Here is a 13,298-nt window from a genome sequence, read left to right as displayed (position 1 = left end):
CTACACAGCGGGCTGAAGGGCGCAGCTTGACGAGTTAGGACCCTGAGGTGTCTACCAGGAGAAAGTCGCCGCGCTGATCGAGGCGAAGAAGGCCGGCGAGACCGTGGAGAAGGCCGAACCCGCCGCCGAGCCGACCGGAGTTGTCGACCTCATGGAAGCCCTGCGCGCCAGTGTCGAGCGTGCGGGCAGCCCAAAAGCCACCGGCGGCAAGGCCACCGCCTCCAGGAAGGGTTCCGGATCCGCGAAGACCACCGGGAAGCCGCCGGCGAAGAAGCGGATCCGCTCCGCCCCGAAGGAAGACCTGAGCGGCCTGTCGAAGGCCGACCTCTACAAGAAGGCCGCAGCCGCCAACCTGCCCGGCCGCTCCCAGATGACCCGGGACGACCTGGTCAAAGCCCTGACCCGGGCCTGACCCTGGCCGCCCGTCGGTTCTGCGCGGTTGGCAGCGCCTACTTCAAGGTGTCGAAGGGGACGGTCTCGTAGGAGACGGTGGCGCCGGGGCAGTCCTCAGCAAGGCCAAGGAGCGCTTCACGCTCACGGTCGTCGGCAGTCAGCGACCAGCGCAGCTTCGTCTCGACCCAGCCGGTGACGTAGGTGCAGTGGTAGCCGACGGCCGGGGGCAACCACTCGGCCGGGTCCTTGTCGGCCTTGGCCCTGTTGGACTTCGCGGTGACCGCGATCAGCGAAGTGGGGCTGGCCAGGTCGTTGGCGTACGCCTCGCGGCGCTTCGCGGTCCAGGTCGAGGCCCCGGAGTCCCAGCTCTCGGCGAGCGGTACGAGGTGGTCCACATCGAGGCCGGTGGCGGCGGTGACCCAGGTGTCGTCGTATTGGGAGAACCAACGGCCGCCGGTCAGCTTGCAACCCGAGGCGATCTCCGGATAGTCGACGGCCTCCTGGAGAAGGGTCTCGGCGCGGGTGTTGCAGCCGTCGTCCGGGATCGCGCCGGCGTTCCAGTGCTTGAAGGCGGTGCGGACGTATCCGTCGCGGGACTCGGCGGCCGCGGGGATACGGTCGATGCCGTCGAACAGGGTGGTGGTGTTCAGTGGCGCAGGCAGGGTCACGGCCGGCGCCGGTCCATCGGCGGCGGCCGGGGTGGCGGTGGCGAGCAGGGGCAGAGCGGCGAGGGCGAGCGCGGGCAGACCGCGCCGCAGCAGGTTCGTGATCACCGTCCAGGGTTGTAGCCGGACTGCCTGCCCACCTGGGAGGGAACCGGCCCGTGCGTCACCCGGGCGGGCGCGCCAGTTCACCGCAGAAACGGCACTTCGTGGATGCGCTTCGCCAGACCGGGACTTGCGGGCGTTGCGTCAGTCGTTCTCAAGTCGCTGATCGGGTCCTAAGCGACGGTCTTGCCGGAGCTCCTCACCGTGCTTCACCATCTGTAACCAAACAGATACCGCGAAGCCGGGGGTGGGCATGTCGTCTGGTACGGGCGGAAGCTACTGGGCGGACAAGGCGCTGCCCAGCGTGTTCAAGCACGAGCTGCTCAAGCGCTATCTGCCGCAGTTCGGCGGCATGACGGGCTCGCGATCGCACGACAAGCGCGTGGTCTACCTGGATGGGTACGCGGGCGAGGGCCGGTACGAAAACGGCGAGCCGGCCTCCGGGGAGCTCGCGCTGAAGATCGCCGCGGACCTGCGTTCCCGGGCCGGGCTGACGCTGGAGTGCTTCTTCTCGGAATCCCAGCCGAAGTCGTTCGACCGCTTGCAGGAGGTCGTCCAGCAGTACCGCGCCGGCGGTGTGCTGGCCCACGCCCACCGCGGTGAAGTCGATGGCGTCCTGGACCAGGTCCTCGAGCGGGCCGAGGGGGAGCCACTGTTCCTTTTCCTTGACCCGTGCGGGCTGGTCCTTCCCCAGGACCGGCTGGTGGACGTGCTGGCCCGCAAACGGCCGCAGGACTGGCCGCCGACCGAGTTGCTGATGAACTTCAGCATGATGGCCGTCTGGCGCCTGGGTGGGCACGTGCGCTCCCCGCAGGGCAACGAAAAGTCGCTGCAGCGCTTCGACGACGTGTGCGGCGGCACCTGGTGGCGCGAGTACTTCGCCGACGCGACGGCCTCTCGCGAGAAGGAAGGGGCGGCCGAGGACGCGATCGAGGCGGTCGCCGCCGAGTACTGCCGTCGCCTGGCCGAGCGCACGGGCATGCTCGTGCAGTCGGTTCCGGTGTCGCACTCCCCGCGCAAGCGAGCGGTGTACCAGCTGGTGTTCGCCACCCGCAGCCCCTACGGGCTGTGGGTGTTCGGCGACACCGTCGCCCGGGCCCGGGACGAGTGGTGGAAGACGCTCGAGCTCCGCGAGGAGAAGGACGACGGGCTGTTCTCAGTGACCTCGGTATCGCGGCCAGATCCCAAAGAGGTCGAGACCAGGGCGGTGCCGCAGATCGCGGACAACCTGGAACAGCTTCTGCTGCGGACGGGCCGGCCGATCAAACTGGTGGACCACCCCCTGGATATCTTCGGATCCTTCTACGGGCAGGTCACCGAGCCGGCGGTGCGCAAGGCCGTGCAGCTCCTGCACGGGCAGGGCAAGACGCCCAGCAACGGTGTGGGAGTACGCCGGACCCGGGAGATCACCCTCCACCCCGGTCACCGCGCGGCCTGACCGACGCGATCACGCGTAGAGCCGACGGCAGTGGACGGTCCCGGTCAGGCCGGGACCGTCAGCGGCATCTGGTCCCAGGTAACGCCCTCAAGCGTGCGGCCACCGGCCTTCGGGGTGTGGCCACCCCACTGCTTGAAGAAGAACGCCACGTTCTCCTGAACGCACTGGTCCCGGATCTGCGATACCCACGCGGGATCCATCGGCCGGTGCCTCGGTCCCGACTCACCGCCGGCGATCACCCAGTGGATGCCGTCCAGGCGCAGGCCGTCGAGCGGGCCGAGCAGCGGCTCGCAGGACAGGAACCGTACGGCGGCCGGCACCTGCCGCAGGTCGTCCACGCGCGGCAGCTCCTTCGCTGTCTCCACCGATACGCCCATCCACACGTTGGCCGGCCAGTCGAGCCGGTCGGCGACCTGCCGCAGGCGGCGGGCGCGCTTGGTCAGGACCTGGTAGGTGTGCTGGGGGGTGTCGGCCATGACCTCGAAAACGCGGCGAACGAAGTCGAGCGGGACGCGGGCGTGGAAGAGGTCCGACATGGAGTTCACGAACACGGTCCGCGGACTCTTCCAGCCGTACGGGATGTCCAGAGCGTCGGGGTGGACCGTGAGGTCGAAGCCCGGCCCGGACGTTCTCGGATCCCCGTCGTTCTGGTACTTGGCCGCGCCCATCGCCTTGAGCCTCTTCGCCAGCGTCAGGGCGTAGCAGTTGTCGCACCCCGACGAGACGCGATCACATCCGGTCGTTGGATTCCAGGTCGCCTCAGTCCACTCAATGGAACTCCGGTCAGCCACTGGTTCGCCTCCATCTCGCCGCGCCTGTTCCGGCACCCCTGGCCCATCAGCGGCACAGCTATCGGAACGGGCATCGCCATACAACCATCCCTGAGCCACCTCTTTCCCCGGAAGGCGGGGGCCGTTGGCCAGGCGTCAGCCCCGACGTGCGGCAGGAACGTGCTCCCTCACCCGATGGGGGCACCCCTCGCCGTGGCGCCTTGATTCCGTTGGCGCACCACGGATTTCATCTGCGCGGGCTCGAGAACGCCCGGCCGCGCGATGGAAGACGCCCCCGCACCCTTTCGCCGAGGACCGGCCAGAAGCATCACCACCTGTACGACACCTGATGGCCTCACCTCACCAAAGCGCTCACCGCCGGGGGCCGGTGTGGCGCGGAACAGCGACCACGATGCCCCAGGCCGCCCTGGCCCTCACCGAAGACCGCCGCCGATGCACCGGCGAGTCCCACCAAGCCCTCCATGCACTCCTCCCGGACACCGACCAGCCGCTCACCATCCCCGCGGCTCGGCACCCGGAGCAGGCACAGCTGGAGGCCGCGGTCTTCCTCGCCTGCTGCAAGATCGGCAGCCTCTCCGAGCACCCCCTGGGCATCGTCCAGGTGCGCCCAGACGAAGATCGGCTCACCCTTCGGCTCCTCGACGAGCCGTACGTCGTCCACCACTGGGCCGAGTTCCTCCTCCCCCGCCTCTCCGGTGAGGAGGGGGAGCACCCTCTGGACCGCGTCTCGGGGGTTCCCGGCCTCCGCTACCGCCGAGAAAGCAGCGGCATCAGCCTCCACCGCCCCGGGACACCGGCCCGCATCACGCTCACCGGCTTCAACCCGCGCTGGTGGGAGCGGATCGCCGACCGGCTCACCGCCGACTATGGCCTGCTCCAGTCCGAACCGGACTGGACGCCCACGGAATGGGCCGCGTACACCGCGGCCGTAAGCTCCCCTTTCGAACCGCCGTCGCTCTTTTCTCCCCTGCTGCGGCGTATCCGGGCAACCGCCGGCACCGGCCCGTTCAACGGAACCGATGCCTGGCACGCGGTCGGAGGCTCCTTCCGGCTGGAGACCACCGACGGACCGCCGTGCCCCGACATCATCCGGCTCCTCGGCGACGGCCCCACCGCGTTGGGCTGGAAAGTCGATCACAAGAGCTTCACCTGCCTCTGCGACCACACCCACTCCGGCATGGGCTGCACCATCGACTTCCTCGAACCCACCACGGGCCAGTTCGTGTACTACTCCAACCTCAAGTGGAAGCACACCCACAGCGACCGCCGCAGCCAGTCCATCACCGACCTGAATCGACTCGCCTTCGCCTGATCCCGCCAGGCTGACGCTCGGCGATCAGGGGCAGCCCGACTTCGTGTCAGGGCAGGCCCCACTCACCGGCCGCCGTTTCCAATGGAAACGGCGGCCGCGCCCTTCGCTACGTGAACCTCAGGCGAAGACGTCGCCGAGTAGCCGGCGCGGGGCGCCGTCCAGGTGCCGGTGGAGCAGTTGGGCGCGGGAGTGCACCAGGCCGCTCCGGTAGGCGGGCGGCAGCCGGTCATAGATGGCGGCGGCCATCGCCGCGGCCGCGCTCGGATCTCCGTCCACGCGCAGGCACGCGGCGGTGTCCATGGCGATCAGCGCGCGGGTCATCACCGACGGCGAGGACGTCAGGGCCAGGGCGTCGTCCTGCGCCCGGTACGCGGCGCGGGTGTCGCCGAGCAGCGTGTACGCCTGTGAGAGGTGCACCGCGTGCTTCTGGGCCAGGTACCCGAACCAGGTGTCCGCCGACTCGGGGCCGTCCAACTGCTCGGCCAGGGTGCGGACGTCGTCCACCGCGCGGCGGGCGCCGGGGAAGTCTCCGATGGCGGCCAGGGCGCGGGCGTTGACGGCGGCCGCCAGTGCGGCCGCGCCGGACGGGCGGGCGCCGACCTCCCGGCGGGCCTGCGCGGCGATGCGGGCGGCCTGACCCGGGGCGCCGTAGTTCAGGCCGACCATGGCGTGACGGCCCAGCACCCAGGCGGTCATCCGCCGGTCTCCGGACTCTCGGGCCGCCTTCGCCGCCGTGGCGAACCAGCGGTGCGCGTCGGCCTGGTCGCCGCGGTCGTGCTGGACGATCGCCACCAGGCCGGAGATTCCGGCAGCCGTGCGCGCCAGGTCGGTACGGTCCCGCGCGGGGTGGGGCCGGCGCAGGACGGCGGCGAGGAGCGCCAGGTCCTCGCGCATCTCGCCCAGGACCGCATCGGGGGCCCGCCCGTTGTAGCCGCCCCGGTGCCGCTCGAAGGCGCCCTCGAGGTAGGCGAGGTCCCCGGCGCCGTCGCCGGCCAGGCCGGTGTCGATGCCTTCCCGGGCCTGCGCGATGCCGGGCAGCACGGCGAACCCCGCCGTGGCCGCCGCCAGGGTGAACAGCTTGCGTCGCTTCACGTCGTCGTCCTCCATCCTATGCTGCCTGCGGTGCCGCCGGGTGTTCTCCAGGGCCTGGTCCAGCTGCTCGTCGGTCAGGCCGTAGACGGCGCGGATCGCCGTACGCCAGACCGGAGTCGGTAACCGCTTCTCGGTCTCCCAACGCTTGAGGTTCTCGACCGTGCACACGAGGCCGACGGCGGTCATGCGCTTGGCCTGCTGCTCGCGGCTCCGGCCAGCCCGCTCCCTGATGGAGCGCAGCAGCTTGCCGATTCCCTCTGGGCTCACCATGCCGGGGCCTCCCCTGTCCGGGTGTCGAACGACCATCCTGGCCCCCCCAACGCGGCACCCCACAGTGGGAATCGGCCCCCCGGGGCGGCCCTCCCCTGTGGTGTTCCCCGGACCTTCAATGGTCGAACGGAACCGGCCGGGACAACGCCTCCAGGGGCTCCCCCTTCCGGCCGGTCCCGCACGTGGCGCCCGCCTTGCCTGGGGGCGGCGGGCGCCGTCCAGCGCTCCATCCGACACGAGAGAAGGAGTACGTCATGAACGGTCTGATCCTCTCCAGCCGCTCCATCAAGGGAGCCGCGACCCGGACCCCCGACGGCGGGGGCACCGGCAAGGGCGACGGCAACGACTGATCGCCGACCATGACCACCGCGATCAACGCGGCGGTCCGGAGCCTCGGCGGGGACTTCCTCGCCGGGGCTTTCGGCCGCTCCTACCAGCACTGGTCACAGGCCGCCGATCTGAGCGGCCTGTTCACATGGGACGACCTGAACGACCTGGTCGCCCGCCACCGCCTCGACGCTCCGCGGCTGAGGCTCTTCAACGACGGGGAGCAGGTCCCGCCGTACGAGTACCTGCACACCTCGGTCACCAAGCGGACCGAGGTCCGCCAGAGGGTCGAACCCTCGGGCCTCCACCGGCAGATCAGTGCCGGCGCCTCCCTCGTCCTCGACGCGGTAGACAAGCTGCACCCCGGCGTCCAGGACCTCGCCGAGGCGCTGGAGCGGCACTTCCGCACCGACGTCCAGGCCAACCTGTACGCCTCCTGGCACCCGACCGAGGCTTTCGGGATCCACTGGGACGACCACGACACGGTGATCTTCCAGCTCGAAGGCGCGAAGCGCTGGAACCTGTACGGGGCCACCCGCACGGATCCGCTCCGCCTGGACGTGGAGGCGCCCGAGAAGCCCGAAGGGTCGCCGCTGGCCGAAGTGGTCCTGCAGGCCGGGGACATGCTGTACGTGCCGAGGGGCTGGTGGCACGCGGTGGCCGCCACCGAGGGCCGCTCCCTGCACCTGACATGCGGCCTGACCCCAGCGACCGGCCACCACCTCCTGGTGTGGCTCGCCGGCCAGCTCCTCCACTCCCCCACCCTGCGCGCGAACGTACCCACGGTGGCCGGCCCCGCCGAGCGCACCGCGTACGCCGAGCAGCTGCGCAAGGAGGTGTCCGAGGCGCTCCACCCCCACGTCGTCTCGGAGTTCGCCGCCTCCCTGGACGCCCGCGACCCCGGCCGTCCGGCTCCCTCCCTGCCGTACATCGGCGACGTCCCTGCGGATCCGGGGCTGGTCCTGGCCCTCACCACCGCCCGGGCCGCGCTGGAGGGAACCGACGAGGCCGTCGTACTGCGCGCCGCCGGACACGAATGGGAGCTCCACCTCTCCGTGCGCCCTGTGCTGGAGGCCCTGGTCTCCGGCGCTCGCCTGCCCTTCGGGGAGCTGGCCGAGCGCTCCGGTCTCACCGTGGAACAGGTCGCGGCTCTGGCCACCGAGCTGGTATCCAAGGACGCGGCAGCCGTCTCCCAGCCGAGGTAGGACCCGCCCATGTTCGAGACCCCCACCCCTGCCACCGCCGACCGGATGCTGGCCGCCCAGCGGCACGCCGCCGATCAGTTCGGCCTGCGCGCCACCGGCCGCCGGGTGTGGGGGTACCGGGGCCGAACCCTCTCCAGCGCAGCGGGCCCGCACTGGCTGCGTGTGGTCTGCGCCGAGGCCGGCACCGAGGGCGGCACGCTGTGGAACGGCCCATCCACCTCCCGCGCCCTCCCCGCTGCGGTGCCGCGCCCCGACCTGTTCCGCATCCGGGACTGGACAACCGACGGCTACGCCTACCGGGCCGAGCTCTACGCCCTCGCCCCCCACCCGATGGTCTGCCCGCGCCCCGTCCTCGACGAGGACCCGGCCCTGCCCGAAACGTGGTGGAAGGAGATGGCCGCCGCCCTGGACGCCCTCGCCGACGTCCCGCCGCCCGCGGACCGTGAAGCCGTACGCGAGGAGTACCTGCGCCGCGTCATCCCCCAGTTCACCGGCCACCAGGCCGACGCCGCCATCACCTGGAGCACCGCCCACGGCGACCTCCACTACGGCAACATCACCCGCGGCCCGCACATCCTGGACTGGGAGGGATGGGGCCGCGCTCCGTACGGCTACGACGCCGCCACCCTGTACCTGTACGCGCTGCTGACCCCCGCCACGGCCGCCCGCATCCGGACCGAGCTCGCCCCCGTCCTGGACCGGCCAGAGGCCCGCGCCGGACTGCTGACCGTGGCGGCCCAGATCCTCCAGGCCCAGGGCCGCACCGACTTCTACGCCGAGCTCGCCGACCCCGTACGCGAGTGGCTGGCTCACCTGTAGGGCTGTGGCACACCGGCCGGCGTTTCCAATGGAAACGGCGAATCGCTGCTTCGTTGCCCGGCCGCCTGCGCAGGCCACGCTCTGCACAGGCGACCCCGGCAGACCCGGCACCGCCGTGGCCCGCGCCGGAAGGCCATGGTCCGCACTGCCTACAGCAGCGGGGCTGGTTCGGGCTGGGGCTTGCCCGGCCACCGCCGCGCACCGCCAGCATGTGTTCGCAGCGTTTGGCACGCGGTGTGAAAGCAGCGCTGGTGGACTTCCTCATGGAGCGGCTCGCAGCGTGACCTCCGGTTGTTGCGCTACGGTGCCTTCGGCTGGACGCGCACCGCCACCCGCCGCAGGCCGACGCCCACGCCGTCGTCCCGCAATCGGTCAAGGTCCTTCGGGGCCCGCGTCGCCCCGACGGCATTCCTCTTCGTCGACGGGCAGCGTGGGCATGCCCGTCGAGTCCGGAGAAGACCGATGCCGCGTCACCAGAACACCGTCGCCCAGCGCGCCCGGCAGGCCCAGCGCGAGACCGGTGGCAAGTACACCGCCGAGCTCCGCAAGGCCACCCAAGCCGAAGGCCGGCCCGCGCCGTTTACCCTGGGGGAGCTGCTCACCGCGTGTGGGACCTCGCCCGACTGGACCGGCGAGCACCCGGTCGTCGACCCCGAGTGGGCCCCGGAGATGTTCGACTTCGCCCCGTTGGGCGGGCCTGTGCCGTACTCGACCGTCCTGTTGCTCCTCGGCTTGCTGGCGCCCGCCAGCAGGTCCACGGAGCTGGAACTGGAGTCCCGTAACGGCTTCCATTCCCTCATCGTGGCCTGCGGCGGCCGCCGCTTCGAGATGGTCCTCTCCCAGGACGACTACGTCACCGAACGGTGCCGCGTCTCGGGCTGTGAGTCCGGACCGGTCTCCGCGTACACGATCCCCTACTGCGCCCACCGGCACCTCGGCGAGCGTTCCGAGGACGAGCTCGTCGAGATGGCCCGGGCGTGGGGAAACAGCCAGCGCGAGGAGTACAGCGCCGGGGACCTCGCCGCCGTGCCGCTGGGCAAGGAAGGCGACCAGCTGATCGAAGCCTCCATCGCCCAATGCGCCTTCATCCCGGTCAAGACCGCTCTGATCGAAGCGGCCTACGAGGAGCCCGAGATGGTCGACGTCGTGTACTTCGGCGAGCAGGCCATGAAGGTGCAGCACGCGATGGATACCGAGCACTTCCGGCTGGTGCGGGTGGCCCAGGCCGCCCGCCGCCGCATCCAGAAGCTCGCCGGCGGGCACTGTGCCTGCGGTGCGACGCTCCAGATCGGAGCGGGCCCGAAGGTGCCGCCCCAGTTCTGCTCGGCCGCGTGCGCGGCCGCCCCAGGACGGCAGTAGCTGCACGTCGGACCTGGGCCGGACCCTCTCAGAGACGGGGCTCTTGCTGCTCGTTGAGTTTCCTGGCCTCCTTGGAGCGCGCGGAGTGGGGCCCGCCAGGCGTGAGACACCACGCGCCGGCTTCCTGGACCGCATTGGGGGCAGGGCACGTCGTACGCCCGCCACACGGTCCGGACCACCCCGTGCTTCTTCTGCTGCTCCTGGAGCTCGTCGATGACGGGCCGCAGCCGATCGACGTGCGGTAGTCCGATGGCCGTGTCGGGGTCGAGACCGCGGCAGCACCATGGGCTGTCGCACCGGTGCCCTTCGCGAGATCGACCACGTGACCACGGCCCTGCTGACCGCCGCTGTCATGGACGTCATCGGAGGCGTGGCCAAAGCCGAGCTGCTGGACGGACAGGCGTCGGTCGTTGCTGGCCTTCCGGGGGTATTGGGGATCGCGGACGACGACTGGATGGCGCTGGGAACGGCGGAGTTCCTGCGGGCCTGGGCTGCGCACCCCGCCTTCCGGCTGGTCAAGTAGCCCAGGCAGATCCGCGGCGGAGATCGCCTGCACCCTCATCTGCTACCGCCAACTCGCCAAATGAGATGGTCTCTAAGCGCTTGCTCAGCCTATGTCAGTCGAAGTTACTTATCGGTCACCCGGTCTGTCCAGAGTCCGAGTCTGTGATCCAGCGCCCTTCGGCGGAGTCGTGCACGTACGCCGGCCTCCCCCTGGTCCCGCTCGTGCGGAACGGCTTCCCGGCGTCCGTGATCCGCACCGTCCCCGTACGGCCCCCGGCGCTCCACTCCAGCTCCAGGTACCAGCGGCAGTCGCAGCTCGCCGTCCGCGCGGAGACCAGCAGCTCCTCGGGGTCGGAGGAGGTGACCTTATACGGGAAGGAGACGGCCGGGATCTTCCGGACCTCGGCGCCGGAGGCGTCAAGGCCGTCGACGGGCCTCGCGAGCGGGCGCGGCCGGTCGAGGTCCACGGCGAAGTGGCGCGGGGTGACGGCGCCGCCACAGCCGTTGTCCATCCGGTACGCGTTCCACGGAAGCGGCGCGGCGCGGTCGATCACGCGCACGTGCAGGGCATGGAGGACGACGGCGTCGGACGGCGACCGGCCCTGGACCGTGATCCGCACCATTGCCTCCCCGCCGTGCACGGCACCGTGCGTCCCGGCCCACGCCCCGGAGTCGGCCGCGACCGGCGGCGGGGCAACCGCGCGGGGGGCCCGGTCCACGAGGTAGGTGTGCCCGCAGCCGCCCTCCCAGAGCTGGAAACCGGTGCTCCAGGTGAAGGGGAGGGGGGCCGCGGTCCGCCCCGGAGCGGTGGAAGCGGGAGCGGGGGCGGAAGCCGTACGGGTGGGGTGGCCGAGCAGGGCGGCGGCGAGGGCGAGCACGACGAGGGCGACGGCGGCGGCAACGAGGAGGGGAGCGGGGGCGCCACGACGGGGGCGGGCGCGGGGCGCCTCCGGCGCGGTCGGGTCCGGGGCGGTCGGGTCCGGGGCGGTCGGGTCCGGGGCAGGGCCGGGGCCCGGTTCCGGCGCGGACGGTTCCGGGTTCGATTCCGGCGCGGCCGACATGGCCGGCACAGGCGTGGGCGCGGGCGAGGCCGCTCGGCGGCGGGCGCGGTCCGCCTCCGTCCAGGCCGCCTCCAGGGCCCGCCGTTCCTCTTCTTCCGCCCCGCACAGCAGGGCGAGGCGGTCGACCACGGCGAACTCCTCCGGGACGGTCGCGCCCGAGCAGTAGCGGTGGAGGGTGGACGCGCTGACGCTCAGCCGCCGGCCCAGCGCCTCGTAACTCCTCCCGTCCCGCGCCTTCAGCGCGCGCACGAGCCCCGCGAACTCCTCGACAGCGGCGTCCTTCGGCATTCCATCCCCCTCGACCCTGCGTCCCATCCTTCACGTCCTTGCACGTCAGCGGGGGTGGAATGGTTCCGGGACGGCTGGTGGGCGCGTGATCGTTGCAGTCGGCGGGCGCCGGCCCCACGCTGGTTGAGCACTTACCGAACGAACGACCCGACGGGGGATCCACCACCATGAACAAGCTCCTCACCGCACTCGCCACCGCAGCCGCTGCCGCACTGGGCCTCGCGGCCCTCGCCACAGCCCCGGCGCAGGCCGCTGCCCAGCCCGCCTTCCTCGCCGCCTCCCAGATGCCGCCGTCGTCGACGCCGTGGACCGCCACCCAGGTCTTCACCGGCGTCCCGGAGAACGGCGGCGTCCTCTGCGCCCCGTACAAGATCCCGGCGCAGAACACCCGCTACCGCGAGTTCAGCACCGAGCTCGACACCAATGGCGTCCAGGTCACCACTGTCGCCCGTACCGAGGCCGACGCCGTGAAGCTGGTCGAAACCCTCCGCGGGGCCCTCGCCGGCTGCGGCCCTCTGCTGGAGCAGCAGAACCCGGGCCTGCAGGCCGTCAGCGCCTCCCACGGCAAGCTCGCCGTCGAGGAGGGCGCCTGGGTCTACAGCCTGGACACCGCCGACCCGCAGATCGGCATCTCCGACATCCACCTGTTCTCCGTCGGCCGCGACGGCCGCACCGTCACCCTCGTCCGCTGGGGCCAGATGGGCGACCTCGAGGACGCCCCGCTGACCGCCTTCCGCACTACGACGAAGACCGCCGTCAACAAGCTGCACTGACCCGGGGCTCCCCCGAGGGCTGACCACAGCTCGACAGCGGCGCGGCCGGAACCCGGGCGCGCCGCTGTCGTGCCCACCTGCTCCGCCGGCGGCGACCACTTCCTGGCCTTCACCAGCATCGCCTGCGCTCTCATCTGCTACCGCAGACTCGCCAAATGAGATGGTCTCTAAGGAGCGCGCCACAGCGCACAGCTCACTGATACAGCCCGTTTCGCACGGGAGCGGGGAGCGCGGGCACCTCCCCCCGCCCGCGCCTGACCGGGGCTACTCGCTGCGGACCCGGGTAACGGTGACGGTGGCGTGCCGGGTGGTGCTGGCCAGGACTTTCACCACGCCCCCCGGAGAACACGGGAAGCACCGCTCGCCATCCTCCGTGTGTACGGAAGCCGCCGGAGGGGCGAGGTGGCGTCGTTTGCACCCTTGGTCGCTGTGCTTCAGAGCCTGCACTCGCACGATGCCCGCCTCGTCGAACAAGTCGCCTCCCGGGCCCTGTCGCGGGGACGGCACGAGCGGCAGGTCCACATCCAGTGCGACGAGGACGGCCGGAGCACCGGCGCCAGCGCCGCGGCCGGGGCCGGGGCCGGGGAGGGCGGCGAGGGTCGAGAGCAGGGCGGTGCCGGCGCGTACATGAGGCGGGCGGAGGCGGAATGGCGTGGGCCCGCGCCGGGCGCAGGGCCGGGGCCGCGGCAGGGCGCAAGGCGCAGGCAGCGGGACCGCGCGGCGGGCGGCAGCGGCCAGCGGCGGGCGCAGGCGGCGGGCGGCCGCAGCGGGAACCGGCGGCGGGCAGCGGCCGGACCGGGCCGCTGCCGGGCGGGCCGCCTCCCGGCCCGCGGCGGCGCCGGGGCCGCGGCCGAGAACCGGGCGCAGGCGCGAGGCAGGCAGCGGGACCGCGCGGCGGG

12 protein-coding genes and 1 pseudogene are annotated in these 13,298 nt (G+C 71.8%); 9 read left to right on the top strand and 4 right to left on the bottom strand.

Going from position 1 to position 13,298, the window contains the following annotated elements; genetic code table 11:
* The first annotated feature begins 103 nt into the window (after nt 1-103).
* A complete protein-coding gene (locus ACFWW8_RS37105) occupies nt 104-412 on the top strand; it encodes a hypothetical protein (RefSeq protein ID WP_386536976.1) in 309 nt (102 codons plus the stop codon).
* Nucleotides 413-449: 37 nt separating this feature from the next.
* On the opposite strand, the gene ACFWW8_RS37100 is transcribed toward ACFWW8_RS37105, so the two are convergent.
* Entirely contained in the window at nt 450-1,166 is a 717-nt protein-coding gene (locus tag ACFWW8_RS37100) for an HNH endonuclease family protein (protein WP_383983455.1), read from the bottom strand.
* A 247-nt stretch (nt 1,167-1,413) separates the two neighbouring features.
* Here ACFWW8_RS37100 and tcmP point away from each other — a divergent pair, with 247 nt between their 5' ends.
* Entirely contained in the window at nt 1,414-2,598 is a 1,185-nt protein-coding gene (gene tcmP / locus ACFWW8_RS37095) for a three-Cys-motif partner protein TcmP (protein ID WP_386536973.1), read from the top strand.
* Between the two features lie 44 nt (nt 2,599-2,642).
* Here the strand turns inward: tcmP and ACFWW8_RS37090 are convergent, their stop codons facing one another.
* Nucleotides 2,643-3,389, bottom strand: coding sequence for a DUF5131 family protein (locus ACFWW8_RS37090; RefSeq protein WP_383983451.1), 747 nt, complete (start codon nt 3,387-3,389; stop codon nt 2,643-2,645).
* A 391-nt stretch (nt 3,390-3,780) separates the two neighbouring features.
* On the opposite strand from ACFWW8_RS37090, the gene ACFWW8_RS37085 reads away from it, so the two are divergent.
* Entirely contained in the window at nt 3,781-4,701 is a 921-nt protein-coding gene (locus ACFWW8_RS37085; protein WP_386536970.1) for a hypothetical protein, read from the top strand.
* Between the two features lie 117 nt (nt 4,702-4,818).
* On the opposite strand, the gene ACFWW8_RS37080 is transcribed toward ACFWW8_RS37085, so the two are convergent.
* Entirely contained in the window at nt 4,819-6,063 is a 1,245-nt protein-coding gene (locus ACFWW8_RS37080; RefSeq protein ID WP_386536968.1) for a helix-turn-helix domain-containing protein, read from the bottom strand.
* Nucleotides 6,064-6,422: 359 nt separating this feature from the next.
* On the opposite strand from ACFWW8_RS37080, the gene ACFWW8_RS37075 reads away from it, so the two are divergent.
* From ACFWW8_RS37075 to ACFWW8_RS37060, 4 genes are all read left to right on the top strand, one after another.
* Nucleotides 6,423-7,595, top strand: a complete 1,173-nt coding sequence (locus ACFWW8_RS37075; RefSeq protein WP_386536965.1) for a cupin domain-containing protein — start codon at nt 6,423-6,425, stop codon at nt 7,593-7,595.
* Between the two features lie 9 nt (nt 7,596-7,604).
* Nucleotides 7,605-8,414, top strand: a complete 810-nt coding sequence (locus ACFWW8_RS37070) for a hypothetical protein (protein ID WP_386536962.1) — start codon at nt 7,605-7,607, stop codon at nt 8,412-8,414.
* Nucleotides 8,415-8,876: 462 nt separating this feature from the next.
* On the top strand, nt 8,877-9,773 hold the full coding sequence (locus tag ACFWW8_RS37065) for a hypothetical protein (RefSeq protein WP_386536959.1): 897 nt from the start codon (nt 8,877-8,879) through the stop codon (nt 9,771-9,773).
* Between the two features lie 283 nt (nt 9,774-10,056).
* Entirely contained in the window at nt 10,057-10,296 is a 240-nt protein-coding gene (locus tag ACFWW8_RS37060) for a DUF6368 family protein (RefSeq protein WP_386536956.1), read from the top strand.
* Nucleotides 10,297-10,411: 115 nt separating this feature from the next.
* Here the strand turns inward: ACFWW8_RS37060 and ACFWW8_RS37055 are convergent, their stop codons facing one another.
* Nucleotides 10,412-11,653, bottom strand: coding sequence for a helix-turn-helix domain-containing protein (locus ACFWW8_RS37055; RefSeq protein ID WP_386536953.1), 1,242 nt, complete (start codon nt 11,651-11,653; stop codon nt 10,412-10,414).
* Between the two features lie 140 nt (nt 11,654-11,793).
* Between ACFWW8_RS37055 and ACFWW8_RS37050 the strand changes: the two genes are divergently transcribed.
* Nucleotides 11,794-12,399 carry a hypothetical protein gene (locus ACFWW8_RS37050; RefSeq protein WP_386536950.1) on the top strand — a complete coding sequence of 202 codons (606 nt, stop codon included), beginning with the start codon at nt 11,794-11,796 and terminating at the stop codon, nt 12,397-12,399.
* Between the two features lie 429 nt (nt 12,400-12,828).
* A pseudogene (locus ACFWW8_RS37045) lies at nt 12,829-13,298 on the top strand (hypothetical protein); the annotation flags it as partial.

It is taken from the genome of Streptomyces sp. NPDC058701, assembly GCF_042715295.1.
In the GTDB taxonomy this organism is placed as follows: Bacteria; Actinomycetota; Actinomycetes; order Streptomycetales; family Streptomycetaceae; genus Streptomyces.
This window is presented reverse-complemented; position numbering and strand designations above follow the sequence as displayed.

Coding starts and splice junctions, on each gene's coding strand:
- ACFWW8_RS37065 (WP_386536959.1), top strand. CDS start 8,877: ATGCCGCGTCACCAGAACACCGTCGCCCAGCGCGCCCGGCAGGCCCAG.
- ACFWW8_RS37075 (WP_386536965.1), top strand. CDS start 6,423: ATGACCACCGCGATCAACGCGGCGGTCCGGAGCCTCGGCGGGGACTTC.
- ACFWW8_RS37070 (WP_386536962.1), top strand. CDS start 7,605: ATGTTCGAGACCCCCACCCCTGCCACCGCCGACCGGATGCTGGCCGCC.
- ACFWW8_RS37085 (WP_386536970.1), top strand. CDS start 3,781: ATGCCCCAGGCCGCCCTGGCCCTCACCGAAGACCGCCGCCGATGCACC.
- ACFWW8_RS37055 (WP_386536953.1), bottom strand. CDS start 11,653: ATGGGACGCAGGGTCGAGGGGGATGGAATGCCGAAGGACGCCGCTGTC.
- ACFWW8_RS37050 (WP_386536950.1), top strand. CDS start 11,794: ATGAACAAGCTCCTCACCGCACTCGCCACCGCAGCCGCTGCCGCACTG.
- ACFWW8_RS37080 (WP_386536968.1), bottom strand. CDS start 6,063: ATGGTGAGCCCAGAGGGAATCGGCAAGCTGCTGCGCTCCATCAGGGAG.
- ACFWW8_RS37060 (WP_386536956.1), top strand. CDS start 10,057: ATGGGCTGTCGCACCGGTGCCCTTCGCGAGATCGACCACGTGACCACG.
- tcmP (WP_386536973.1), top strand. CDS start 1,414: ATGTCGTCTGGTACGGGCGGAAGCTACTGGGCGGACAAGGCGCTGCCC.